We start from the raw sequence: 24,285 nt of genomic DNA on the forward strand, positions 1-24,285 counted from the left end.
GGGAAAATGTCATGCAAACACAACGCCTAAGAATTGCAATCCAAAAGAAAGGTCGCCTAAGTAAAGAGTGTCAGACTCTACTAAAAACGTGCGGCGTTAAATTCAATATCATGGGTGAGCGTCTTGTGGTTCACTCACTAAATATGCCGATTGACCTGTTGCTTGTTCGTGACGATGACATTCCTGGCCTTATTATGGACGGTGTGGTTGATCTTGGTTTTATCGGTGAAAACGAACTGGAAGAAGTGCGTCTTGACCGTAAAGCGCTGGGTGAACCATGTGACTTCGTCCAACTGCGTCGCTTAGACTTTGGTGGTTGCCGCCTATCTATCGCCATCGACAAAGATGCTCAGTACAACGGTCCACAAGATTTAGCGGGCAAACGTATCGCGACCACATACCCACAATTGCTTAAAGCCTACATGGACGAGCAGGGCGTGCCTTTTTCAACGTGTATGCTGACTGGCTCTGTTGAGGTAGCGCCACGAGCGGGTTTGGCTGACGCGATTGCCGACTTGGTATCGACAGGCGCGACGTTGGAAGCCAATGGTCTCAAAGAAGCAGAAATTATTTTCAAATCTAAAGCGACGCTTATCCAACGTGTTGGTGAGTTTGATGCTGAAAAGCAGGCGCTTATTGAAAAGCTGCTCACTCGTATGCAGGGTGTTCAACAGGCAAAAGAGTCTAAGTACATCATGCTGCACGCGCCGACAGACAAACTCGATAAAATCAAAGCGCTACTTCCAGGTGCGGAAGATCCAACAGTTCTACCACTATCAAGCGAGATAAACAAAGTTGCCGTTCACCTTGTGAGTACAGAGAACTTGTTCTGGGAAACAATGGAACAGCTAAAAGAGCTGGGTGCGAGCTCAATCCTTGTCCTTCCAATCGAAAAAATGATGGGGTAACAACCATGAGAACAGTTGTCTGGCAATCGCTAAGTGAATCTCAGCAGGACTCGATTTTAGAGCGTCCAGCGATTACTGAAGGTGCAAACATTACTGCCGCCGTCTCTGATGTGATTGCAAAGGTTCGCACAGGTGGTGATGCAGCCTTGGTCGAACTGACCGAAAAATTTGATGGCGTTAAGCCCGAGTCTATTCGTGTGTCTGAGCAAGAAATTGAAGCAGCGTGTGATCGTCTAACGGATGCGATGAAGCAAGCTCTGAATCAAGCTTATTCTAATATTGCCAAGTTCCACAAAGCGCAAAAGCCGCAACCAATTAAAGTTGAAACTCAACCTGGTGTATTGTGTGAACAAGTCACTCGTCCAATCCAGAAGGTCGGCTTATACATCCCAGGTGGAAGTGCGCCACTCCCTTCTACGGTATTAATGCTTGGCGTTCCTTCAAAGATCGCAGGTTGTCGAAAAGTGGTGTTATGTTCACCGCCGCCAATTGCGGATGAGATCCTCTATGTCGCAAGACTGTGTGGTATTGATGAGGTGTATAACGTTGGTGGTGGCCAAGCGATCGCTGCGATGGCTTACGGCACCGAATCTGTGTCTAAAGTAGACAAGATTTTTGGCCCAGGTAATGCTTACGTGACGGAAGCGAAGCGTCAGGTGAGCAACGACTTCCGTGGCGCTGCGATTGATATGCCTGCTGGACCATCAGAAGTACTTGTCATTGCAGATGACACAGCTGAGCCAGACTTTATCGCCGCCGATCTGCTCAGTCAGGCTGAACACGGTCCAGACTCTCAGGTGGTTCTTGTGACACCATCACCTATTATCGCCGATCAAGTCATCGATGCTGTACAACGTCAGTTGAAGCAGTTGTCACGTGCCGATATTGCAGAAAAAGCCTTGGCTTCAAGCTTGGTTATTATCGCGGACTCGATTACTCAGGCGGTATCGATTTCAAACTACTACGGTCCAGAGCACTTAATAGTACAAACCAAACAGCCGAGAGAATTACTGCCATTACTTGACAATGCAGGCTCTATTTTCTTGGGTAATTGGTCACCAGAATCGGCGGGCGATTATGCCTCTGGTACTAACCACGTATTACCGACTTACGGTTACACACGTACTTATTCTAGTCTCGGCTTAGCGGACTTTTCTAAGCGCATGACAGTGCAAGAGCTGTCTGCTGAAGGATTAATCAATCTTGCTCCAACCGTCGTGACTATGGCCGAAGCCGAAGGGCTAGATGCTCACAAAAGAGCGGTGACAATTCGCGTAGAAAAATTGGCAAAGGCGTAAGGTAGAGACAATGGAAAAGCTAGCACGTAAACAGATTCAACAACTCACTCCTTATCTCTCTGCGCGTCGCATTGGCGGGACAGGGGATGTATGGCTGAATGCCAATGAGTCACCGTTTAATAATGAATACAAAACGGATTTCGCTCGCCTAAACCGGTACAGCGAATGCCAGCCAAAAGAACTGATCGCAGCTTATGCCGCATACGCAGGTGTGAAACCAGAGCAAACACTCACGTCGCGTGGTGCCGATGAAGGTATCGAATTGCTCGTTAGAGCGTTTTGTGAACCGGGCGAGGATGCGATCCTCTATTGCCCTCCAACCTATGGCATGTATGCAATCAGTGCTGAAACTATCGGTGTTGAGCGCAAAACAGTTCCACTGACACAGGATTGGCAGCTTGATTTACAAGGTATCGAACAAAACCTTGAAAACGTTAAGCTGGTGTTTGTATGTAGCCCGAATAACCCGACTGGCAACCTAGTCAAGCGTGAAGATATCATCACTTTACTTGAAATGACTAAAGACAAAGCCATCGTGGTTATGGATGAAGCCTATATTGATTTTTGTCCAGAGGCATCCACCGTCGGACTGTTAGAGCAATACCCGAACTTGGCGATTTTACGCACTTTGTCTAAAGCGTTTGCCTTAGCTGGGCTTCGCTGTGGTTTTACACTCGCTAACGAAGAACTAATTAATGTGTTACTCAAGGTCATCGCGCCTTATCCAGTGCCAATTCCTGTCGCGGAAATCGCCACTCAGGCTCTGTCCGAAGCTGGCCTGGCACGCGCTAAGTTTCAGGTATTGGACCTCAATGCCAATCGCGCCTACTTACAGGTTGGTTTGTCGATGATCCATGGTCTAGAAATATTCGAAGGTTGGGGTAACTACTTATTAGTGAAATTCCCTGATGGTGATGCGCTATTTAAAGCCGCTTGGGACCGAGGCATTATTTTACGTAATTCGCCAATTGAAAATTGTGTCCGAATCAGCATCGGTAGCCGTGATGAGTGTGAAAAGACACTCGGATTTATCAGAAATTATTATAACTAAAGCATCATTGGCAGCGGCTGATTGCGGCTGCCAACCATTTTGAAATAAGGAAGTTCCCGTGAGTAAACAGCAAAAAATCCTTTTTATTGATCGTGATGGCACCTTAATTGTTGAGCCGCCGGTTGATTTCCAAGTGGATCGTTTAGACAAATTGAAGCTTGAACCATTTGTTATTCCTAGTCTGCTGTCGCTACAAGAAGCAGGCTATCGCTTAGTTATGGTGACTAACCAAGATGGGTTAGGGACGGACAGCTATCCGCAACAAGATTTCGATGCACCGCACAATATGATGATGGACATTTTCGAGTCGCAAGGCGTCAAGTTTGATGACGTTCTTATCTGCCCTCACTTCGAAGAAGACAACTGTTCATGTCGTAAGCCTAAGCTAGGCATGGTTAAAGAGTATTTGCAGGGCGGTAAGGTTGATTTCCAGAACTCCGTTGTTATTGGCGATCGTCACACAGACTTGCAATTGGCTGAAAACATGGCTATTCGCGGTATTCTATACAACCCGGAAACGATGGGCTGGAAGCAGATCCTCAAGGACTTGACGGTAAAAGCTCGTGTCGCAGAAGTGGTTCGTACGACGAAGGAAACAGATATCAAAGTCAAAGTAAATCTGGATGAGCAAGGTGGAAACCAGATCTCTACCGGATTAGGTTTCTTCGACCATATGCTGGATCAAATCGCTACACACGGCGGTTTCCAAATGAATTGTCAGGTTGAAGGCGATCTGCATATTGATGATCACCACACCATTGAAGATACCGCTTTAGCTTTAGGACAGGCGCTGAAAGATGCTCTGGGTGATAAACGTGGTATTGGCCGTTTTGGCTTTAGTTTACCAATGGACGAATGTTTAGCTCAATGTGCTCTGGACCTATCGGGTCGTCCATATCTTAAATTTGATGCCCAGTTTAGCCGTGAACAGGTTGGTGACTTATCGACAGAGATGGTCGTTCACTTCTTCCGTTCATTGACTGACACATTAGCTTGTACTTTGCACCTTTCATCAGCCGGTGACAACGACCACCACATCATTGAGAGTCTGTTTAAAGCCTTTGGTCGCACGCTTCGTCAAGCGATTAAGGTAGAAGGCACAGAGTTACCAAGCAGCAAAGGCGTATTGTAAGGATAGAGTTATGACAGATCAGAAAGTTGTCATTATTGATACCGGTTGTGCCAATGTCTCTTCAGTGAGATTTGCCATTGAACGTCTCGGCTACCAAGTGAGCATATCGAAAGATCCTCAAGTCGTTTTGGCCGCAGATAAGCTGTTTCTGCCAGGTGTAGGCACGGCGAGCGAAGCAATGAAAAACCTTGAGGAGCGCAACCTAATTGAGCTGGTTAAACAGGTAGAAAGGCCTCTGCTCGGAATTTGCTTAGGGATGCAGCTTTTAGGTAAGTTTTCGCAAGAAAAAGGCCAAAAAGCAGACGAAATCGTTGAGTGTCTTGGCCTTTGTCAAGGTGAAGTCCGACTGATGGACACTGGTGATCTGCCACTGCCTCATATGGGCTGGAATACGGTGAAAGCCAAACCCGATCACCCTCTATTTAGAGGTATCGAAGAGGGAGAATACTTTTACTTCGTCCATAGTTTCGCCATGCCTGTTGGTGAATACACCATCGCACAATGCGATTACGGTAATCCGTTTACCGCTGCGGTTCAAAGTGGCAATTACTATGGTGTGCAGTTCCACCCAGAACGCTCATCTAAAGCCGGTTCGAAGCTTATTCAGAACTTTTTAGAGCTGTAATTTAAAGAATCAAAGGGAAATAGTTTAGTGATTATTCCAGCATTAGATTTAATTGAAGGGCAGGTAGTTCGCTTATATCAAGGGGATTACGGCCAAGTAACAGAATACAAAGTCGATCCGGCCGAACAGTTCAACCTCTATCACAAGGCAGGCGCGGATTGGCTTCACCTTGTTGACTTGACTGGTGCGAAAGATACAACAGCACGCCAACTGGATTTGATTGCCAAATTACTGGCTAGTACGCCAGCGAGCATTCAGATTGGCGGTGGCGTGCGCTGTGAGCAGGATGTGGTTGATCTGCTAGAAGCGGGTGCACAACGCGTTGTAGTCGGTTCAACCGCGGTTAAGCAGCCTGAGCTGGTAAAGGGTTGGATGGAAAAGTACGGTGCGGAGAAAATTGTTCTAGCACTCGACATCAATATTGACGAACAAGGTGTCCGTAAGGTCGCGATTTCTGGCTGGCAAGAAGACTCAGGTGTCACGATTGAGGCGCTTATCGATGACTATCTAACCGTTGGGCTAAAACACGTGCTTTGTACCGATATCTCGCGTGATGGTACGTTAGAAGGTTCAAATGTAGAACTCTACGTTGATCTGTGTAAGCAGTACCCTCAAGTTCAGTTCCAGTCATCCGGTGGTATTGGTTCTCTTGCAGATATCGAAGCTCTGAAAGGCAGCGGTGTGGCAGGCGTGATTGTTGGTCGAGCACTGCTTGATGGTAAGTTTACTGCAAAGGAGGCATTTGCATGTTGGCAAAGCGAATAATTCCGTGTCTTGATGTGCGTGATGGGCAAGTAGTCAAGGGCGTGCAGTTTCGTAATCACGAAATCATCGGCGACATTGTACCGCTTGCTCAGCGTTATGCTGAAGAGGGTGCCGACGAACTTGTTTTTTATGACATTACTGCCTCGAGCGATGGTCGTGTCGTAGACAAGAGTTGGGTTAAACGAGTGGCTGAAGTGATTGATATTCCTTTCTGTGTCGCTGGTGGCATTAAGTCCGCCGAAGATGCCGCTCGCATATTAGAGTTTGGCGCAGATAAGGTCTCGATCAACTCACCGGCGTTAGCGAATCCACAGCTAATTACCGATCTCGCGGATAAGTTTGGCGTACAATGCATTGTCGTTGGTATCGACTCTTACTTTGACCAAGCGTCAGGCAAGTATCAGGTTTATCAGTTTACGGGTGATGAGGCGCGTACGAAAGCGACTCAATGGGAAACACGTGATTGGGTACAAGAAGTACAACAGCGTGGTGCTGGTGAAATCGTATTGAATATGATGAACCAAGATGGTGTTCGCAACGGGTACGATTTGGAACAACTCAATATGGTACGTGCAGTTTGCAAAGTACCACTGATTGCCTCCGGCGGCGCAGGTGCAATGGAGCACTTTGCTGAGGCATACCAAAAAACGAATGTAGATGGTGCGCTGGCGGCTTCGGTATTCCACAAGCAGGTCATCAACATTGGTGAGCTAAAACAGTATCTGAAACAACAAGGTGTAGAGGTGCGTTTATGAGTTTTACCGCAGCGGAAGTGAATACACTGGCAGAGAGAATTGATTGGGATAAGGTGGATGGATTAGTTCCAGCAATAGTCCAGGACTTTCAGTCTAGCCAAGTCCTTATGATGGGCTACATGAATCAAGATGCGTTGGCTAAAACCGGGGAAACGGGACAGGTGACGTTTTTTTCTCGAACTAAAGAGCGTCTATGGACCAAAGGCGAAACGTCCGGAAATGTTCTGCAACTGAAGAATATTGCCCTTGACTGTGACAACGATACGTTACTGGTTAAAGTCGATCCTATAGGTCCAACTTGTCACACGGGAACCACAACGTGTTGGGATGCCGATCAGCAAGAAGAGACTCAAATGGTGTGGCTTCATCAACTTGAGCAGCTACTGGCTGCCCGCAAGGACGCCGACCCTGAGTCTTCTTATACTGCACACTTATATTCCCGTGGTACCAAGCGTATTTCGCAAAAAGTGGGCGAAGAAGGCGTTGAAGTCGCGCTTGCGGCGACGTCGGGCGATAAGGCGGAGTTAATCTGTGAGTCTGCAGATCTTATTTATCACTTGATGGTTCTGCTTCAAGATCAGGGCTTGTCGATGAATGACGTCATCAACAAACTAAAGGAACGTCATAAGTAGTTTCGGCGACATAGACGTACCGAAAAAAGTCAAACAAAAAGCCGCAGTCTGAACAAGCGGCTTTTTTTGTCATCGAGGATATATTCGCGATTCATCGATAACGTAATAGGTGCGCCCTCTAGTGGGGCGCTATTTGGGTCTTATGACCTAGCCTTAGACACTGATAGTGCTAAATTTCGAATAGAAAATAATAGCCGTAACCGACGAGAAATGCCGGAATCGCTGAATAAACGGTCGCCACTAGTGCTGCCTTAGGAGCGAGTGCGATAGCAGGAAAGAGCGCATCTCCATCGTTAGATATCGCATTGGCTAGTTGAGCGGACAGTGGCGCCACGCCAGCAATATAGAGACTGGTTACCAGAATTTGCGGCCCACATCCTGGCAGTAGCCCAACAGCAAGACCGATTAGGGGCATCCAAGCGCCTAAACCCGCGAAGCTCGTCGATATATCGACTTGTCCGAAGAAGCTAAACAGTTCAAACGCCATAAACGCAATGATCACCCAAGCCGTGACAAAGTTGGTATCTTGTGCCGCCTTCTGGATAGGATGCGATGAGACCTGCTTAGCATCTTCTGCCACGGTAGATTCGTAGTCTTTTATCTCTTTAGTGAGAGACCAGAGCAGAGTGCTACTGATGATCAATATCGTTCCTATCCACTCAATAGTCATGGTTGGCAAACTGAGTATTTGATTGATGTCGAGTTGAAAAGATCCCATAAAGGCGATGGCGGTTGCTGGAACCAATAGCCACTTCCAAAACACACCTTGTAAATTGATGGCATGTAGTTCAACGCGTTTGGTCGCGATGCGACACACATCTACGCTAGGGGGAATTCGTTGAGTGTCGGGTCGTAAAAAGTCGTCGGCATGGATCTCGTTCACCATCCAGCCAGAAACACAGCCCACGATTACACCAAGGCCGATAATCGCAAAACCGATATCCGGTTTACTGGCGAGGAGAAGGAACGCCGCATCCCCCATTGTCGAGGTAAGTACCGCAACGATTGCGCCAAATCCAACCCGCCCACTGACAAACTGCGTGGTGACGATAATCGCACCGCCACAACCTGGCAACGCGCCAAGTAGTGCAGCAAACAAGACCTGATGATTTCGTGAGTTTTGATAAAGGTTAACAATGCGATTGTTTTGACTGAAAAAGCCCGATAGATAGTGATAAATCGCGAGGGTAACGGCAACGTAGCTCGATACAGCCCAGAAGGCGTCTGATAGGGTGTTGACAGTAACCAGCCTAGTGGTTGGATTAACCACGAGCACAATTAAAGCAACGGGCAGCAGCAAGCGTTTGTAAGCTGGAGCGAACTGCGCCAGTGTTAGCCAGTTCGGCAAGGTTTGTAAAAGGCGTGAGTGACTCATAGATATCGAACCTTAATGCGAATTATTATCAATAATATGCTAATGAGAATTATTTTCAATAATGATTTTTAACTTTCCTTGATGATTGGGGTTAGCAAGATGATGCGTATTTGAGACCAAAGGGGGGGCGACGCATCAATCACGAAAGAGTGTGATAAGTGCTAAACTTAATTGTCGAGCGGTGTGCAATGAATCGAATAGTCATTGCTTATGCCGAAATATTCTCGCCTAGGCGATGACAAATTATCAGAATCAGGTAAAATATTGCCCTCGTGAGTAATGACCCATCGTATGGGAAGAAATTTAGTCAGATAGGAAAAAAGATGATTCTAGTTGTAGGTCACAAGAACCCTGATAGCGATAGTATCTGTAGTGCGTTGGTAGCGACAGAGCTACTGAAAGCTCGTGGTGTTGAAGCTATGCCGATTCGCCAAGGTGAGATTAACCGTGAAACCCAACATATTCTTGAAGTTGCGGGTGCAGAAGTTCCTGAACTACGTACTTCGGTAGCGGGTGAGAAAATCTGGTTAGTAGACTACTCAGATCTAGCACAAGCGCCGGATGATGTGGCTGAAGCAGAAATTCTTGGTATCGTTGACCACCACCGTCTAGGTGATGTGATGACAGTGAACCCAATGGAAGCTTGGATCTGGCCTGTTGGTTGTACTAACACTGTACTGTTCAACATGTTTAAGATTGAAGGTCATGAGATTAAGCCTCAAATTGCTAAGCTTATGATGTCAGCTATCCTATCTGATACAGTAGGTTTCGCTTCTCCAACATGCACTCAGAAAGACAAAGATGCGGTTGAAGAGTTAGCCAAAATCGCTGATGTATGTGATGTTGATGCATTCATTAAAGATCTACTGATCGCTAAAACAGATATCGAAGGTCTTTCTGCGGCACAACTTGTAGAAAAAGATCTAAAAGGTTACCCATTCAACGGTCGTGACGTTGTAGTTGGTCAGGTTGAACTTGCGACACTAGAGCAAGTAGACGGCATGATCGATGCACTAGAAGCGGACCTAGAGCGTCGTTGTTCTGAAGAAGGCCTAGCGTTTGCAGCAGTAATGCTAACCGACATCACAACAGCGCAAACTCGCCTACTTTATAAGGGTGAGTGGGCAGAGAAGCTTGTTAAGCATGAGAAAGATGGCATGCTTATGATGGAAAACACTCTAAGCCGTAAGAAACAAGGCTGGCCTTGGCTTCAAACTGAACTGGCTTAATTTCCAGCTCAATGAATTTTAAACGCCCATGGCTTTCGCCGTGGGCGTTTTATTTAGAGGAACAAAAATGTCACTATCTAAAGAGCAGTTAGAAACCGTTAGCAAGATGCGTCCTGATGAGCGATTTAATTACTGTATTAAAGAGATCGCGAAACATCGTCAAGTATGGATTCTGACCGATGAACATGGCTGCGTAATGCTCAATACAGAAGATGAAGACTGTGTCCCAGTTTGGCCTCATGAGGAGTTCGCAACTCAATGGGCAACGGGGGACTGGGAACATTGCAAAGCTGAATCAATATCGACTGCAAAATGGTTTAGCCGTTGGACGCATGGTCTGGAAGATGATGAGTTGTCAGTTGTTGTTTTCCCGAATGACAACGAAGAAGGGGTCGTTCTTTACCCTGATGAATTCGAATTTGAACTAAAAAAGCGCGCTAATTAGTAGCCAATGAGCTGAAATAGTTCGCCACTTTTAGCAACAGAAACGGCTCGTTCCAGCGTGCCGTTTTTTTTGTATCTACGCAAAATGTTAGCAACGACTGGCTTCGCTTCCTGTTCGCTCATTCCCGCCTTTAATTCGGGTTCATAGAGTAACTTGAGCAGTATAACATCCAGTGGAGACAGCAGATCTTCAGGGGTTTGGTCGTTAAAAATAGAGGGGTATGCACTTTCTGAATCGTTAGGTAATCCCATGACCTGAGTGATTTCTTCAACAATACAAGCGAGCAGTTTACCGTGTTCTCTTGCTTGGTCGACAGGAATAATGACGGCGGCACCAGACATAGAGCTATCGGGATTGAGCCGATACCCCGCTTTACAAATGGCACCATAAACATTATCCAAGGCAGGCTTGCCAAGTTCACGTTCAATGTCCTTACGCCACTGAGATTCCTGAGTAAAAATCCAGATAATGTTTGCCTGTTCACGTGATGAAACTCGGGTAATGGAGTGGCCAGTGATCGCGGCAAGATGACGAATGTGGGCATTGGTTAACTCATCATGCAGTTCGCTGTCAGGAACCCTATGGTCGACCCAGATGCGCACTGGCTTGTTCCATTTCACCAGAGGCTTTTTCCCTGCGGAATACTCGTTGCGTAAGGCGACATTGACAAATGCACTCTCGACAAAGCGAGTATCAAGCCAAGTCTGTTGATTGGAATAAGCGAGCGCCGCAGAAGGCAGCGTGAAAGAGAGTAGACTGATTAACGCTATCCTTAGCATCTCGTATCCTATTTGAAGCAGGTTGCCTTGTTAAAATGGCTCTCTACCAATCTTTGAGTGATAGGGTGTTCTGGGTAAGAGAGTACCTGATGAGTCTCTCCACTTTCTACCACTTCACCTTCGTGCATCACCATCACTTTATCGGTAATGTGTTTTACTACGCCGATATGCTGCGATACATAGATGAAGGAAACGCCCATTTCCTCCTGCAATTCCAAAAACAGGTTAATGATTTGAGAACGCATTGCCATGTCGAGACCGTTTAGGGCTTCATCCGCGACTATAATGGATGGCTGCAATATCAGCGCTCGCGCAAGACAAACACGCTGCTTTTGACCAGTCGCAAGCATCTGCGGATAGAAGTACGCGTGTTCAGGTAACAGGCCGACACGCAGTAACGTCTCTTTGACACGTTTGATTCGCGCTTCAGGAGGCATGCTGGTATTTCGTTTCAAAGGCCCTTCCAGAATGCGACCAATTTGAATGCGCGGGTTTAATGAGGTATTTGGGTCTTGGAAAATCATTCGAATCAGTTTACAGCGTGTCGAGTAATCTTCATGTTCTAAGCGTTCACCATTGACTCTTATTTCGCCCGATGTCGGTTCGACTACGCCAGATAGCATACGTGCTAAGGTCGATTTCCCTGAGCCATTCTGTCCGATAAAGCCAATGGTTTGCCCTGCCTCAAGACTAAAGCTGACAGGTTTCACCGCCTCGTGAACTTTTTTACGAAAGAGTCCGGCTCGAGTGACAAAGGTTTTTGATAAGTCGGTGACTTCTAATAGGGCACTCATGCTTTTTTCTTCTCCATGTTGAGCGGGAAGTGGCAGGCAAACTTGTGATTCTTGATTCTTCGAGTCATAGGTATTTCTACACATTGGCGCTGAGCATACGGGCAACGCGGACCAAGTCGGCATCCGATTGGCAAGTGCTGCAATGGAGGAATGGTTCCTGGCAACGATTGCAGCTTCTCTTTGTGTGGGATCCAATCACTAAAGTCAGGCATCGCTTTCAGTAGCGCAACGGTATAAGGGTGCTTCGGCTTGCTAAGTATCTTTTTGGTATCGGCTGATTCTACTGACTGACCACAGTACATAACAGTGATTCGATTTGCCCACTGAGTAATAGTGGTTAAGTCGTGACCAATCAATAGGATAGAGGTATTGTGAATCTGGTTCATTCGACTCAACAGACGCAAAATTTGCGACTGAGTAATCGGATCCAAATCGTTCGTTGGCTCATCGGCGATCAGCAGTTTTGGCTTGGCAGCAATTGCCATTGCAATCATGATCTTCTGACATTCACCGTCGGTCAGCTCATATGGGTAGCTGCGCATGATCTGTTGGTGATTCTTAATCCCCACTTTATGCAGCAAAGCGGTCGCCTGTTTTTGACGCCATTTAAAGCGTTGCCACCATTTTCCTTCAAATGAACGAGAAGGAATCGCTTCAATCAGCTGTTTTCCTACCTCTTCTGATGGATCTAGGCAGGTTGATGGCTCTTGGAAAATCATCGCGATGTCACGTGCGATGACCCGGCGACGTTCTTTTGGCGTGAGTTGCAACAAGTCCACGTTGCCGAGACGCATTCGGTCCGCGGTCACTTTCCAATTGTCTTTACAGACACCGACAATCGCTTTTGCGACCAAGCTTTTACCTGAACCTGATTCACCTACCAAACCACGAATCTCGCCCTCATTCATGGTTAGGCTCATTCGGTCTACGGCTTTCATCATGCCTTGTGGTGTTTCGATCTCAATAGTGAGGTGGCGGATATCTAACAACGGCATTACTCGATCCCCGCATTTAGCGCTTGGCGAACACCTTCACCAACGAGGTTAATCACAATTACAGTAAACATGATGGCTAGACCAGGAAGTGTCACCGTCCAAGGTGCCAAGTAGATCAACTCGACAGAGTCACCCAATACCGCACCCCACTCGGTGCTGGGGGCTTGTGCACCCAGACCCAAGAATCCAAGCGCAGTGATATCTAAAATAGCAATAGACCATGCCAAGGTTACTTCACTGGCGACCACAACAAGTACGTTAGGTAAGATCGAGTTCCAGAGCAGATAGAAGTCGTTCGCACCGTCTAACCTTGCCGCCATGATGTAATCTTTTTCGACTTCTGTGTGGACGGCAATATAGACGGATCGAATAAAGCGTGGGATCAGGGCTAAACAGATCGCAAGTAAGATATTGAACTCGCCAAAACCAAGAAATGCGACGAAGATGATCGCAAGCAGCAGCGACGGAATCGACATCACTGTATCGAGTAGATGGTTTAACGTACTTGATAACAAACCCTTTGTCATACCCGCGAGAACGCCGATAACACAACCTACAACAGTGGCGATAATCGTGACAAGGAATGCGGCACCAAAGGTGAATCTTGACCCTTCAATCAAGCGAGACAATATGTCACGCCCTAGGTCGTCTGTACCAAGGAAATATTCAACAGTCCCCGCTGGATTCCATGAAGGTGGGATCAAAAGCTCACCAGTTTGAGCTTGTGGGTCATGAGGCGTGATCCAAGGTGATAACAGAGTGATGACAATGATGAATAATAGGCACCACAGTCCGAACATCGCTAAATTGTTAGCGCGGAAGCTACGCCAGAATCGCTCGAATTGGGTTGGGATATGTTCTTCTTGATAGACGTTATCGGTTAGCATACCACTCTTTCCTTACTAGCGGGTTGATCATAGCGCCAATCAAATCCGACAAGATGTTTGCGGTTAGCACGAAGGTAGCAACAACAATCACCCCTGCTTGAATAGAGACATAGTCTTGTTGAGAAAGTGCATCAAGAAGCCAGCGACCGATGCCAGGCCAGTTAAAAATCGATTCAGTGATGATCGCCAGAGTGAGCATACTAGACAGCTGAACACCAATCTTTGGAATGATCGGTGGGATAGCGTTGCGCAGTACATGTTGAGTGACAATCTCGTGGGTCGAGAGACCTTTTATGCGCGCAGCACGAATGTAGTTTTGGCTCATCACTTCAGCTACCGATGTACGCATCAAGCCAATTACCTGTGTTGTTGGGGCCAGTGCTAGGACTAAACAAGGTAAAATGAGATGCTCAATGACACTTTGCAAGGCGTGAGCACGATAAGCTCCATTAGCAAAGAAAGCATCGATGATGGCAAACCCTGTGACATGATCGATCTGATAGAGCAGATCGTAACGACCCGCAACAGGGAAGATTTCAAAATGTAGGGAAAACACCATGATCATCAGTAGCGCAATCCAGAATAGCGGAGCCGAATAACCTGACATTGAAGTAAACGAGATTGCCGTATCGATCCACTTACCTTGTTTCATACCCGCCAGAGTACCGATGGGAATACCAATAAACAGAGAGATAGAAAAGGCAATCAAACACAGTTCTAACGTTGCGGGGAAGACGGTTTTCAACTCATCAACGATGGCCACGCCGGTTTTACTGACGCCGAAATTAAGTTGCATTAACTCGCCGAGGTAGGTTAGCCAACCACTCCAAAAATCTTGTAGCGCCCACGCTGAGTTGGGCTCTAGGCGTAAGATGCTAAAGCCAACCATGGTCAGGATCAGCAGAGTAATGATAAATAGGTTGAGTCGTCGAACAGCATAGAGCAGCATTAGCGAACCCTCTCGACGGTATCAAATGGCTGAGCGTTAAACGGACTCACTTTAAATCCTTTCAATGAACTATCGTGCGCTTGCAACTGCATTCCGTGGTTGAGTGGAATAACAGGAAATTCTTCATTCAAAATATTTTGCGCTTGTTTATACAGATTCTTTCGGTAACGAAGTTTGTCGACTTCAAGCGCTAGGTCGAGTAAGAAATCGAAGTCTGGGTTACACCAACTGGATACATTAAGACCCACTCGATCTGAATCACACGACAGCAGCGGTCGTAAAAAATTGTCAGGGTCGCCAGTATTCGCAATCCAACCCGTTAAGTACAGGTCAATATTGGCGTTGCTATCCACATCACCACGACTGTAGCGGTCGTTGGTTAACAGATTGAGTTTTATGCCAACATCGGCCAAGTTTGCTTGGATTAATTCGGCCGTTTTTCTAGGGCTAGGGTTGTAAGCACGTGGCTCTAGAGGCACTGACATTGTCAGCTCTAACCCTTTGCTGTATCCCGCTTCTCGTAGTAACGCGATGGCGTAATTACGGTCATAACGAATCTGGATAGTGTCTTTCTGATATGCCCAAGACGAGGGAGGTAAGACAGAATAAGCCTGACTGCCAGTGCCATAGTAGACTGAATCGAGAATGTTCTGTCTGTTTATCGCGTAATTCAGAGCTTTGCGTATGCGAGCATCATTCAACGCTGGGTGCGAGGTGTTTACAGCAACAAAAGAGATATTCATTGCAGGTTTTGCTGTCAGCTTAACGTCGTCACTCTGTTCAATAATCGGTAACTGGCTTGAGAGCGGTGAATTGAGCACATCACACTCTTTGCGTAACAGTTTCGCCAACGTTCCTGTCCCACGCTGTGAAATATCGAATACCACTTGCTCCATCTTTGGCTGCGATTTCCAATAGCCTTTGTGTTTCTTCAAGCGGATCAAATCGTTAACCTGATATTCAGCCAAATAGAAGGGACCAGTACCAACGGGATGAGAGTCGATCATGCCTTTATCATCACGCAGCTCTAACTGACTAGCATACTCTTTTGAAAGAATAACGGCATGGCTAGTGGCGATGTTAGACAGAAAACTATTGTCGGGGCGGCTAAGAGTAAACTTGACGCGGTACTCGGAAAGGGCAGTCACATCAATCACAAGGTTATTGAAGTCGATACCACTAAACCAAGGGTACAGGCCGCTGCCCACATAATGAAATGGGCTGGTGCTATCTATGATTCGATGGAAGCTGAAGACAACGTCATCGGCATTCATGGTGCGTGAGGGCGTAAACCAAGCGGTCGTTTGAAACTGTACGCCTTTACGTAAGTCAAAGGTGTACTCAGTCCCTTGTTTGTTTACTTGCCAAGCAGTAGCGAGACTTGCAACGGGCTGGTAATTATCATTATCTAAGGTCAGCAGAGTGTTATAGATCTGGGGACTCAAGGTCTCAGAGGTAATACCGTTGTCTACCAACTGCGGGTTGAATGTTGCTGGGCTGCCTTGACCACAATAAACAAAACCGTTTTGACGAATTTTGCTGTGATCAATTTCTTCACCGCAGCCAGCTAAGAGGCTGAGGCTAAATAACCCTAATGTAAACTGTATGAATGCTTTCATAGAAAGAACAATTGTCTGGGACAAAGCATAATGGAACTGATCATTATGCCTTAAGATCCTAATAATTTACCACTAAATACAATCAGTAACCAAAGCAAAAGTACAGTTTTGCAAGGTTAATTGAGGTTTGTTAGGTCGTACTTACGAACCATCCCTCTCAATTGATGGTAGCTCAGCCCGAGCATTTCTGCGGCTTTCCGTTGATTGAACTGACTCTGTTTCAATGCTTCAGTCAGAATGAGCTGATCTTGCTGCTCTTGCCACAGCTTGTAGTCGAGCGGAAACGTGAACGTGTGAGCCGGAGAGATATCGTCATCTTGCACACTAGAATCTGTTGTTTGCCAGCCAGATTGAAAAGGGTCGAAGACAAGGGTGTCGATCGGATCTTGTTGTTGACCATGCTGGTATACGGCTCGTTCAATGACATTTTTCAGTTCACGAACATTACCTGGCCAATGGTAATGGAGAAGGCTTTTCTCTGCTTGGGCGGAAAAGCCAACAAAGTACTCATAGCCCAATTCACGGCACATCTTAATCGCATAATATTCTGCCAGCAGTAAGATATCTTCTTGCCTTTCTCGCAGAGGAGGCAAATGAATGACATCAAACGCGAGTCTGTCGAGCAAGTCAGCACGAAAATCACCACTCTCTGCCATTTGAGGAAGGTTAGCATTGGTTGCACAAACTAAACGCACATTGGCGTTAAGCAACTGATGTCCCCCTACACGTTCATACTGCCCATACTCAATAACACGCAAGAGTTTTTCCTGCACCAGTAGTGGAGCGGTGGCAAGTTCATCAAGAAATAGTGTTCCATTTTCTGCACGTTCAAATCGCCCTTTATGTCTGCCTTTTGAACCAGTAAATGAGCCCTGTTCATGACCAAATAGCTCTGAATCGATGAGACCTTCGCTAAGCGTCGAACAGTTGAGTGAGATAAGTGGCTGATCCCAACGTTTAGACAAATAATGTAGGCGCTGCGCAATCAGCTCTTTACCCGTACCTCGCTCGCCAATAATTAATACTGGTCGTTCTATGGCGGCCAGCTTCGAGACTTTGTCGAGTACCGATAGAAAAGCAGGGGATTCCCCGATGAGATTTTGCTGCATGCTGCGACTCCGTGGCGAAATTTACCAATAGTTGGTTAAATTCAGCATACATCGATATGGTATGTATTGGTATGTTTTTATAAATAACTGATTTGTAATGTTTATTTTTTTGGCATGTAATTTGTTATATAGAACTAGAACCAAGGTATTTTGTTGAGCCGATGAAGATCGGTTCTCGCTAACTGTAATAAGGAGCCTAGCTATGGGTATTTTCTCTCGATTCGCAGACATCGTAAATTCAAACATCAGTGCTCTATTGGATAAAGCTGAAGATCCGGAAAAGATGATTCGCCTTATCATTCAGGAAATGGAAGATACGCTAGTTGAAGTGCGTACCAATTCAGCGAAAGCGATTGCTGATAAGAAAGAATTGGCGCGCAAAGTTGAGTCTATTGAAGACACAATCAATGAGTGGCAGCAAAAAGCAACGCTTGCGCTAACCAAGCAGCGTGAAGATTTAGCGAGAGCGGCTCTGATTGAAAAACAGAAGCTGCAAGACCTTCTTAAAGGTCTTCACACTGAACAGACATTAGTGGAAGAGACGATTGATAAGCTGACTGGCGAAATCGGCAAACTCGAAACTAAAATTACCGAAACTCGCGCTAAACAGCAGGCGTTAGCGATTCGCAGCCAAACGGCTTCAAATCGTCGCGATGTGCAAAAGCATCTTCACACGGCGCGTACCAGTGAAGCAATGGCCAAGTTTGAACAGTACTCGCGCAAGATCGATGAGATGGAAGCCGAAGCGGATCTCTATGCTAAAACGGGCAATGCCAAATCCTTGGTTCAAGAGTTTGCTGAGTTGCAAGCCGAAGACGAAATTGAGAAAGAGCTACAAAAACTCAAACAGCAGATGGAAGACAAAAAGTAATTCTCGGTTTGTTTTGTTAATTTAAATAGGCAGATAGTTTGGTTTGTTCCAACAATCTGCCTTTACTAAGGAGTTATTGTATGTCGTCATTTCTCATTGCTGGGCCATTGATTGTTTTTCTGATTTTTGTTGCACCTTTATGGTTATTTCTTCATTACCGCAGCAAGAAGAATGCAAGCACAGGGTTGTCGAGTGAAGACCTTCAGCGTCTAGAGCAACTCTCCGATAAAGCAGAAAAAATGCACAAACGGGTCGAAACGCTAGAACGCATTTTAGATGCAGAATCTCCAACTTGGAGGCGTCGTTATGAGTAGCAAAGAACTATATCGTGATACGGTAAATGGCAAAATTACAGGGGTATGTGCGGGTCTCGCCAACTATTTTTCGTTGGAAGTTTGGTTGGTACGTATTCTGGTCATTTCTGCGGCGCTGCTTGGTGGGAGTTTTTTAGTTTTGCTCGCCTATGTCGCGATGACATTAATGATAGAAAAGCAGCCAGCGAACTATGTTGAGACAATAAAGGCTCAGCAGGAGCATAAGTTAAAAAACAAACCATGGCAGCAAGGGCAAACGCCGGATTCTTTGCTTAATACCATTGATAAGGATTTGTCTCAGCTCGAAACACAAATCCGTGACATTGAAGCGTATGTCACTTCAGATGCCTTTAAAGTCGATAGAGAGTTTAAGGCTTTATAGCTCTATTGTTCAAAAGTGCGACTCCATACTCATATCAAGGCAAATTATTAATTTTCATAATAATTTACCTCAAGTGCTGTGGAAGTCGCGTTATCATTCATCTATCTTTGTAACTAATAGCTACAAACGGATGATTGACTCATGCATAAATCTTTGTTGTTGCTTGCCATAACCTCGGCACTAAGCGGTTGTGGTAAGGAACTCCCTCCTGTCCCTGAACCAGAATCCAGACCTGCTAAACTATTTACTGTTTCTGTCGGCAATGCCCAATTTGAACGTGATTTTCCTGCCACGTCAGAAGCCGGTGATAAAGCAGTGCTGGCGTTTAGAGTGCCCGGTCAAATGCAATCCATCGATGTCCTAGCGGGGCAGATGGTGAAAAAAGGGGATGTACTGGCATCACTCAATCCAGATGAGTACACATTACTCGCCAAGCAGGCCGAAGCCCAGTTTCGTTTAGCGGATGTTCAATATCAGCGTTATAAAAAGCTGCGTGAAGATAAAGTCGTCTCAGAGCAAGATTTTGATCAAGCCAAAGCTAACCATAATTCTGCTAAAGCGACGCTAGAGCAGGCCCGTGCGAATCTCAGATACACCAAGCTGGTTGCACCTTATGATGGCACTATCTCGCTTATTGCTGCGGAAAATCATGAGTATATGGCCGCCAAACAGGGTGTAATGAATGTTCAGACCAACCAGCTAATGAAGGTGATTTTCCAATTACCCGATCACTTGCTCAATAAGTTTGCTAGTGGGGTAAATTTAACCGCAACCATGACCTTCGATGCCTTCCCTAATAATCAATATGATTTAGTGTTTCAGGAAGTGGATACCGAAGCTGACACCAAAACGGGATCATATAAAGTCACTATGGTGATGGAACGGCCTGAGGATGTGGGTATTCTGCCAGGTATGGCAGGTTCAGTGCACGTTGCTGTTGAATCCACCGGCGCCACTCAAATACCTCAATCCGCGTTAATGGAGCAAGACGGAAAAACGTATGTTTGGCGTGTTGACTCCCAAGGTATCGTTTCTCAAGCCCATGTCGAGATAAACGACAAACTTCAGGTGCAAAGTGGCCTCAGTGAAGGTGACCAAATTATTGTGTCTGGTGTCAGTGGTATTGAGGCGGGTGTCAAAGTCCGCGAATGGATTAAAGAGCGAGGGTTGTAAGATGAAACAGTGGTTATGTCTCGGTCCTCTCGCATCTTTAGTCATGTTGGCTGGATGTGGTGGTGAACCGCAGTATGTCGATTTTGGTACACCTAAAGTGAAAGTCGTTGATCTGTCTAGTCAGTCTGTTGTTGAGGATAGACTCTACTTTCCAGCGGTCGCAAATGCGGCTGAGCGTTCACATCTCAGTTTTCGTGTCGCGGGTGAAATTAGTCGGCTCTATGTTAAAGAAGGTGACCAATTAAAACAGGGTGACTTAATTGCAGAGTTAGACCCAACGGATTACCAACTTGCAGTCGACAATGCTTCGGCGCGTTATAGTGTAGTGGATAGTCAATACAAGCGTTCTAAACCGTTAGTCGATAAGGGCTTGTTAGCTAAGTCGCAGTTCGATGAAATAGCGGCAAATCGTCAAATCGCTTACGCCGAACTCGAACTTGCTAAACTACGCTTGTCCTTTACCAAGCTTCATGCTCCGGTGGATGGCATCATCTCTCGTGTCAATGCCGATCAGTTTGAAAACATTCAAGTTGGGCAGCAAGTGGTCAACATCCATAGTGTCGACAGTGTTGAAGTGCTGATTCAGTTGCCTGACCGTCTTTATACAAATCAGCCGAATCAGGCTACCTTGTCAAAAATTCAGGCGGTCGTAAAAGTACCGAGTGGTAATCAATATTCAGCTCAGATCAAAGAGTTCACCACTGAGCCAGATCCTGCCACTGGCACCTTCACGGTGACATTATCAATGCCAATGCCGGAAAAGGAGTACATTCTTGATGGTATGCCTGTGGAAGTGACATCGAAAGGTGAGAATGTCGGTCTAAAGCTCAACCTCGGGGTTCAAATTCCAATTGAAGCCATTTTCAATGGGGATGGCGATGATCTGGATAAAGAGAACAAATATGTATGGCGCTTAAATTCGGATAGCACAGTGACCAAGCAGCAAGTGATTGTAGGTAAGGCTAGTAAGGATCTAATCCAGATCTTAGATGGCTTAAGCCAAGATCAAACCGTGGTGGTTGCGGGTCTGTCGAGATTGAGAGAAGGAATGCAAGTTCAAGTGGTTAAACAGGAGGCAGGCAATGAGTGAAGTGAATAATAACTTGCCTCAGGATGATGACAAGATCACCGGCATAGCGGCGTACTTTATTCGCAACCGTGTTATCAGTTGGATGATATCACTGATATTTCTGATTGGTGGTACAGCGGCATTTTTTGGATTGGGGCAGTTAGAAGATCCCGCTTTTACTATCAAAGATGCCATGGTTGTCACCTCATATCCGGGCGCGACACCTCAGCAAGTTGAAGAAGAAGTGACTTATCCGCTAGAGAAAGCCATTCAGCAACTCACCTACGTAGATGAAGTCAATTCTATATCGAGCCGAGGGTTGTCGCAGATCACCGTGACAATGAAAAACAACTATGGCCCTGATGATTTGCCTCAGATTTGGGATGAACTGCGCCGTAAAGTGAATGACTTGAAAGGGCAGTTACCACCGGGCGTCAATGCTCCGCAAGTCATCGATGATTTTGGAGACGTTTATGGCATTTTGCTGGCCGTAACGGGAGATGGATATAGTTATAAAGAGCTACTCGATTATGTCGACTATCTAAGACGAGACTTGGAACTTATCGATGGCGTGAGCAAGATTTCCGTTTCAGGACAGCAACAAGAGCAGGTGTTCATCGAAATCTCGATGAAGCGAATGAGCAGTCTTGGTTTGTCTCCTAATACGGTGTTCAACTTACTGGCGACGCAAAACGTTGTATCAGATGCCGGTGCGATCAGAATTGGTGATGAGTACATTCGTATTCATCCGACTGGTGAGTTCCAGAATGTGGATCAGTTGGGCGATTTGATTCTGACCGAAAGTGGTGCTCAAGGTTTGATTTACTTGAAAGACGTCGCGGATATCAAACGTGGTTATGTCGAAGTACCAAGTAATATTATTACCTTTAACGGCAAGTTGGCGCTGAACCTTGGGGTCTCTTTTGCTCAAGGGGTGAATGTAGTTGAAGTTGGTAAGCGTTTCGACCGCCGCTTAGCGGAGCTAAAATATCAGCAGCCTGTGGGTGTCGATATTGCAGAGATATACAGTCAGCCAAAAGAAGTCGACAAATCGGTGAGTGGATTTGTTGTGAGTCTTGGTCAAGCGGTGGCGATTGTAATTATCGTACTGCTTTTCTTTATGGGGCTGCGCTCAGGTCTGTTGATCGGATTGATTCTGTTATTGACGGTACTTGGCACCTTTATCTTCATGAAGTATTTCGCGATTGATTTGCAAAGGATTTCTCTTGGTGCACTGGTTATCGCTTTGGGTATGCTGGTGGACAATGCCATTGTGGTGGTCGAAGGGATATTGATAGGAACCCAGAAAGGTCGAACGAGGTTGCAAGCGGCAACCGACATTGTGACTCAGACTAAGTGGCCACTACTAGGGGCTACGGTTATTGCTGTGACGGCTTTCGCACCAATCGGTTTATCTGAAGATGCAACAGGTGAATACTGTGGCACTTTGTTTACCGTACTGTTGATATCGTTGATGCTAAGCTGGTTTACCGCAATCTCATTAACACCATTCTTTGCTGATATCTTCTTTAAGGGACAAAAGTTCAAGCAAGAAGGTGAAGAGAGCGATCCATACAACGGCATGATCTTTGTTATGTACAAAGGCTTCCTTGAGTTCTGTATGAAGCGAGCATGGCTGACCGTTGGGGTTCTAATACTTGGTCTGGCAGCGAGCATCGCAGGATTTACTCAAGTTAAGCAATCATTCTTCCCATCGTCGACGACGCCAATCTTCCAAACCGATGTTTGGTTACCTGAAGGGACAGATATTCGAGCGACTAACACCAAGCTAAAAGCGTTAGAGTCATGGTTATCGAGCCAAGATGGCGTTGAGCACGTTACGACGACTGCAGGTAAAGGCTTACAGCGCTTTATGCTGACCTACGCGCCGGAAAAGAGTTACGCAGGTTATGGTGAGATTACAACTAGGGTCGCCAGCTATGAGCAGTTAGCTAATTTGATGACGCAATTTAGGCAGCACCTTGAAGACAACTTCCCAGAAATTAACTACAAGCTGAAACAAATTGAGTTAGGTCCTGGTGGTGGTGCGAAAATTGAAGCAAGAATCATTGGCTCTGACCCGACTGTATTACGTGGTATTGCGCAGCAAGTTTCGGACATCATGCATGCAGACCCAGGTGCGACGAACATTCGTCATGACTGGCGTGAGCGTACTAAGGTACTTGAACCTCAGTTTAACGAAAGTCAGGCGCGACGTTACGGCATCACTAAATCAGACGTGGATGAATTCCTCGCAATGTCGTTCTCGGGTAAATCGATAGGTGTCTACCGAGACGGAACAACGCTAATGCCGATCGTGGCACGTTTACCTGAAGATGAGCGAGTCGATATCCGTAACATTGAAGGAATGAAGATATGGAGTCCTGCACTCGGTGAGTACATTCCATTACAACAAGTCACTATGGGTTACGACTTACGCTGGGAAGACCCGATTATTGTGCGTAAGAATCGTAAACGTATGCTGACGGTAATGGCCGACCCTGACATACTCGGTGAAGAGACAGCCGCGACGTTGCAGAAACGTTTGATGCCGCAGATAGAAGCTATTGAATTGCCACCAGGTTATTCTTTGGAATGGGGCGGTGAATACGAGTCTTCTGGTGAAGCACAGGCATCTTTATTCACTACCATGCCAATGGGTTACCTGTTCATGTTCTTGGTCACTGTGTTCCTATTTAACTCGGTCAAAGAACCACTGATAGTGTGGTTGACTGTACCGTTAGCCATTATTGGGGTAACCACGGGCTTACTGGCACTTAATACTCCGTTTGGCTTTATGGCCTTGCTGGGTTTCCTCAGTTTGTCCGGCATGTTGCTGAAAAACGGTATCGTCTTGCTTGACCAAATTGAGATAGAGATGCATTCGGGTAAAGATCCATACGTTGCGGTCGTAGATGCGGCACTTAGCCGTGTGCGACCTGTATGTATGGCGGCGATTACCACGATATTGGGTATGATTCCTCTTTTACCTGATATCTTCTTTAAGCCGATGGCGGTGACGATTATGTTTGGTTTAGGGTTTGCAACGGTACTGACACTTATTGTCGTACCAGTGTTGTATCGTCTATTCCACAAAGTCAAAGTGCCAAACTAACGGGTTGAATACAA

24 protein-coding genes are annotated in these 24,285 nt (G+C 46.1%); 16 read left to right on the forward strand and 8 right to left on the reverse strand.

Translation table 11 applies throughout. From position 1 onward, the window contains the following. Positions 1-11: 11 nt before the first annotated feature. From hisG to hisIE, 8 genes are read left to right on the forward strand one after another with little or no spacing between them, the layout of a single operon-like run. On the forward strand, positions 12-908 hold the full coding sequence (gene hisG / locus ACQEXR_RS01635) for an ATP phosphoribosyltransferase (protein WP_138970308.1): 897 nt from the start codon (positions 12-14) through the stop codon (positions 906-908). A gap of 5 nt (positions 909-913) precedes the next feature. Next, a complete protein-coding gene (gene hisD / locus ACQEXR_RS01640; protein ID WP_426950527.1) occupies positions 914-2,206 on the forward strand; it encodes a histidinol dehydrogenase in 1,293 nt (430 codons plus the stop codon). A gap of 10 nt (positions 2,207-2,216) precedes the next feature. Then, positions 2,217-3,257, forward strand: a complete 1,041-nt coding sequence (gene hisC / locus ACQEXR_RS01645; RefSeq protein WP_426950528.1) for a histidinol-phosphate transaminase — start codon at positions 2,217-2,219, stop codon at positions 3,255-3,257. Between the two features lie 58 nt (positions 3,258-3,315). Further along, entirely contained in the window at positions 3,316-4,389 is a 1,074-nt protein-coding gene (gene hisB / locus ACQEXR_RS01650) for a bifunctional histidinol-phosphatase/imidazoleglycerol-phosphate dehydratase HisB (protein WP_427019657.1), read from the forward strand. A 10-nt stretch (positions 4,390-4,399) separates the two neighbouring features. Beyond that, positions 4,400-5,014, forward strand: a complete 615-nt coding sequence (gene hisH, locus ACQEXR_RS01655) for an imidazole glycerol phosphate synthase subunit HisH (protein ID WP_331415903.1) — start codon at positions 4,400-4,402, stop codon at positions 5,012-5,014. Between the two features lie 27 nt (positions 5,015-5,041). Beyond that, positions 5,042-5,779: a 1-(5-phosphoribosyl)-5-[(5-phosphoribosylamino)methylideneamino]imidazole-4-carboxamide isomerase gene (gene hisA / locus ACQEXR_RS01660; RefSeq protein WP_427019658.1), complete on the forward strand. Its 738-nt coding sequence runs from the start codon at positions 5,042-5,044 to the stop codon at positions 5,777-5,779. Beyond that, positions 5,761-6,534: an imidazole glycerol phosphate synthase subunit HisF gene (gene hisF / locus ACQEXR_RS01665; RefSeq protein WP_138970314.1), complete on the forward strand. Its 774-nt coding sequence runs from the start codon at positions 5,761-5,763 to the stop codon at positions 6,532-6,534. The genes hisA and hisF overlap by 19 nt, the downstream gene beginning before the upstream one ends. Continuing rightward, a complete protein-coding gene (hisIE, locus tag ACQEXR_RS01670) occupies positions 6,531-7,166 on the forward strand; it encodes a bifunctional phosphoribosyl-AMP cyclohydrolase/phosphoribosyl-ATP diphosphatase HisIE (protein ID WP_331415893.1) in 636 nt (211 codons plus the stop codon). Before hisF ends, hisIE begins: the two co-directional genes overlap by 4 nt. A gap of 169 nt (positions 7,167-7,335) precedes the next feature. Here the strand turns inward: hisIE and ACQEXR_RS01675 are convergent, their stop codons facing one another. After that, positions 7,336-8,541, reverse strand: coding sequence for a putative manganese transporter (locus ACQEXR_RS01675; protein ID WP_427019659.1), 1,206 nt, complete (start codon positions 8,539-8,541; stop codon positions 7,336-7,338). Between the two features lie 323 nt (positions 8,542-8,864). Between ACQEXR_RS01675 and ACQEXR_RS01680 the strand changes: the two genes are divergently transcribed. Beyond that, positions 8,865-9,770: a manganese-dependent inorganic pyrophosphatase gene (locus tag ACQEXR_RS01680; protein WP_269377291.1), complete on the forward strand. Its 906-nt coding sequence runs from the start codon at positions 8,865-8,867 to the stop codon at positions 9,768-9,770. 67 nt (positions 9,771-9,837) lie between these two features. Beyond that, positions 9,838-10,215, forward strand: coding sequence for a DUF2750 domain-containing protein (locus tag ACQEXR_RS01685; protein WP_138970318.1), 378 nt, complete (start codon positions 9,838-9,840; stop codon positions 10,213-10,215). Here the strand turns inward: ACQEXR_RS01685 and ACQEXR_RS01690 are convergent. From ACQEXR_RS01690 to pspF, 7 genes are all read right to left on the reverse strand, one after another. Continuing rightward, positions 10,212-10,994: a DUF2927 domain-containing protein gene (locus tag ACQEXR_RS01690; RefSeq protein ID WP_427019660.1), complete on the reverse strand. Its 783-nt coding sequence runs from the start codon at positions 10,992-10,994 to the stop codon at positions 10,212-10,214. The two genes, ACQEXR_RS01685 and ACQEXR_RS01690, sit on opposite strands and share 4 nt — an antisense overlap. An 8-nt stretch (positions 10,995-11,002) precedes the next feature. Continuing rightward, positions 11,003-11,788: an ATP-binding cassette domain-containing protein gene (locus ACQEXR_RS01695; protein ID WP_138970320.1), complete on the reverse strand. Its 786-nt coding sequence runs from the start codon at positions 11,786-11,788 to the stop codon at positions 11,003-11,005. Next, the gene (locus ACQEXR_RS01700) at positions 11,785-12,783 is read right to left on the reverse strand and encodes an oligopeptide/dipeptide ABC transporter ATP-binding protein (protein WP_426950537.1); all 999 of its coding nucleotides are present in this window, start codon (positions 12,781-12,783) and stop codon (positions 11,785-11,787) included. The genes ACQEXR_RS01695 and ACQEXR_RS01700 overlap by 4 nt, the downstream gene beginning before the upstream one ends. After that, entirely contained in the window at positions 12,783-13,670 is an 888-nt protein-coding gene (sapC, locus tag ACQEXR_RS01705; RefSeq protein WP_138970322.1) for a putrescine export ABC transporter permease SapC, read from the reverse strand. The genes ACQEXR_RS01700 and sapC overlap by 1 nt, the downstream gene beginning before the upstream one ends. Beyond that, positions 13,657-14,619, reverse strand: coding sequence for an ABC transporter permease (locus ACQEXR_RS01710; RefSeq protein WP_138970323.1), 963 nt, complete (start codon positions 14,617-14,619; stop codon positions 13,657-13,659). Before ACQEXR_RS01710 ends, sapC begins: the two co-directional genes overlap by 14 nt. Next, positions 14,619-16,238 carry an ABC transporter substrate-binding protein SapA gene (gene sapA / locus ACQEXR_RS01715; RefSeq protein WP_427019661.1) on the reverse strand — a complete coding sequence of 540 codons (1,620 nt, stop codon included), beginning with the start codon at positions 16,236-16,238 and terminating at the stop codon, positions 14,619-14,621. Before sapA ends, ACQEXR_RS01710 begins: the two co-directional genes overlap by 1 nt. Positions 16,239-16,354: 116 nt before the next feature. Beyond that, a complete protein-coding gene (gene pspF / locus ACQEXR_RS01720; RefSeq protein WP_426950540.1) occupies positions 16,355-17,347 on the reverse strand; it encodes a phage shock protein operon transcriptional activator in 993 nt (330 codons plus the stop codon). A 202-nt stretch (positions 17,348-17,549) separates the two neighbouring features. Here pspF and pspA point away from each other — a divergent pair, with 202 nt between their 5' ends. The 6 genes from pspA to ACQEXR_RS01750 all read left to right on the forward strand — a co-directional run bounded on the left by pspA (position 17,550) and on the right by ACQEXR_RS01750 (position 24,271). Further along, positions 17,550-18,218, forward strand: coding sequence for a phage shock protein PspA (gene pspA, locus ACQEXR_RS01725; protein WP_427019662.1), 669 nt, complete (start codon positions 17,550-17,552; stop codon positions 18,216-18,218). Between the two features lie 80 nt (positions 18,219-18,298). Then, a complete protein-coding gene (pspB, locus tag ACQEXR_RS01730; RefSeq protein ID WP_138970327.1) occupies positions 18,299-18,532 on the forward strand; it encodes an envelope stress response membrane protein PspB in 234 nt (77 codons plus the stop codon). Beyond that, positions 18,495-18,914, forward strand: a complete 420-nt coding sequence (pspC, locus tag ACQEXR_RS01735) for an envelope stress response membrane protein PspC (RefSeq protein WP_171052107.1) — start codon at positions 18,495-18,497, stop codon at positions 18,912-18,914. The genes pspB and pspC overlap by 38 nt, the downstream gene beginning before the upstream one ends. Before the next feature lie 141 nt (positions 18,915-19,055). Then, on the forward strand, positions 19,056-20,087 hold the full coding sequence (locus tag ACQEXR_RS01740) for an efflux RND transporter periplasmic adaptor subunit (protein ID WP_427019663.1): 1,032 nt from the start codon (positions 19,056-19,058) through the stop codon (positions 20,085-20,087). 1 nt (position 20,088) lies between these two features. After that, positions 20,089-21,177, forward strand: a complete 1,089-nt coding sequence (locus ACQEXR_RS01745; RefSeq protein ID WP_138970330.1) for an efflux RND transporter periplasmic adaptor subunit — start codon at positions 20,089-20,091, stop codon at positions 21,175-21,177. Continuing rightward, the gene (locus ACQEXR_RS01750) at positions 21,170-24,271 is read left to right on the forward strand and encodes an efflux RND transporter permease subunit (protein WP_426950542.1); all 3,102 of its coding nucleotides are present in this window, start codon (positions 21,170-21,172) and stop codon (positions 24,269-24,271) included. Before ACQEXR_RS01745 ends, ACQEXR_RS01750 begins: the two co-directional genes overlap by 8 nt. Positions 24,272-24,285: the final 14 nt, after the last annotated feature.

Origin of the sequence: Vibrio sp. TRT 2004 (assembly GCF_050113735.1) — a bacterium.
GTDB lineage: Bacteria > Pseudomonadota > Gammaproteobacteria > Enterobacterales > Vibrionaceae > Vibrio.

Excerpts from the sequence above, each read along its gene's own strand:
- hisG (WP_138970308.1), top strand. The coding sequence starts at position 12 with ATGCAAACACAACGCCTAAGAATTGCAATCCAAAAGAAAGGTCGCCTA.
- hisD (WP_426950527.1), top strand. The coding sequence starts at position 914 with ATGAGAACAGTTGTCTGGCAATCGCTAAGTGAATCTCAGCAGGACTCG.
- hisC (WP_426950528.1), top strand. The coding sequence starts at position 2,217 with ATGGAAAAGCTAGCACGTAAACAGATTCAACAACTCACTCCTTATCTC.
- hisH (WP_331415903.1), top strand. The coding sequence starts at position 4,400 with ATGACAGATCAGAAAGTTGTCATTATTGATACCGGTTGTGCCAATGTC.
- hisF (WP_138970314.1), top strand. The coding sequence starts at position 5,761 with ATGTTGGCAAAGCGAATAATTCCGTGTCTTGATGTGCGTGATGGGCAA.
- hisIE (WP_331415893.1), top strand. The coding sequence starts at position 6,531 with ATGAGTTTTACCGCAGCGGAAGTGAATACACTGGCAGAGAGAATTGAT.
- ACQEXR_RS01675 (WP_427019659.1), bottom strand. The coding sequence starts at position 8,541 with ATGAGTCACTCACGCCTTTTACAAACCTTGCCGAACTGGCTAACACTG.
- ACQEXR_RS01680 (WP_269377291.1), top strand. The coding sequence starts at position 8,865 with ATGATTCTAGTTGTAGGTCACAAGAACCCTGATAGCGATAGTATCTGT.
- ACQEXR_RS01685 (WP_138970318.1), top strand. The coding sequence starts at position 9,838 with ATGTCACTATCTAAAGAGCAGTTAGAAACCGTTAGCAAGATGCGTCCT.
- ACQEXR_RS01690 (WP_427019660.1), bottom strand. The coding sequence starts at position 10,994 with ATGCTAAGGATAGCGTTAATCAGTCTACTCTCTTTCACGCTGCCTTCT.
- ACQEXR_RS01695 (WP_138970320.1), bottom strand. The coding sequence starts at position 11,788 with ATGAGTGCCCTATTAGAAGTCACCGACTTATCAAAAACCTTTGTCACT.
- ACQEXR_RS01700 (WP_426950537.1), bottom strand. The coding sequence starts at position 12,783 with ATGCCGTTGTTAGATATCCGCCACCTCACTATTGAGATCGAAACACCA.
- sapC (WP_138970322.1), bottom strand. The coding sequence starts at position 13,670 with ATGCTAACCGATAACGTCTATCAAGAAGAACATATCCCAACCCAATTC.
- ACQEXR_RS01710 (WP_138970323.1), bottom strand. The coding sequence starts at position 14,619 with ATGCTGCTCTATGCTGTTCGACGACTCAACCTATTTATCATTACTCTG.
- sapA (WP_427019661.1), bottom strand. The coding sequence starts at position 16,238 with ATGAAAGCATTCATACAGTTTACATTAGGGTTATTTAGCCTCAGCCTC.
- pspF (WP_426950540.1), bottom strand. The coding sequence starts at position 17,347 with ATGCAGCAAAATCTCATCGGGGAATCCCCTGCTTTTCTATCGGTACTC.
- pspA (WP_427019662.1), top strand. The coding sequence starts at position 17,550 with ATGGGTATTTTCTCTCGATTCGCAGACATCGTAAATTCAAACATCAGT.
- pspB (WP_138970327.1), top strand. The coding sequence starts at position 18,299 with ATGTCGTCATTTCTCATTGCTGGGCCATTGATTGTTTTTCTGATTTTT.
- pspC (WP_171052107.1), top strand. The coding sequence starts at position 18,495 with ATGCAGAATCTCCAACTTGGAGGCGTCGTTATGAGTAGCAAAGAACTA.
- ACQEXR_RS01740 (WP_427019663.1), top strand. The coding sequence starts at position 19,056 with ATGCATAAATCTTTGTTGTTGCTTGCCATAACCTCGGCACTAAGCGGT.
- ACQEXR_RS01745 (WP_138970330.1), top strand. The coding sequence starts at position 20,089 with ATGAAACAGTGGTTATGTCTCGGTCCTCTCGCATCTTTAGTCATGTTG.
- ACQEXR_RS01750 (WP_426950542.1), top strand. The coding sequence starts at position 21,170 with ATGAGTGAAGTGAATAATAACTTGCCTCAGGATGATGACAAGATCACC.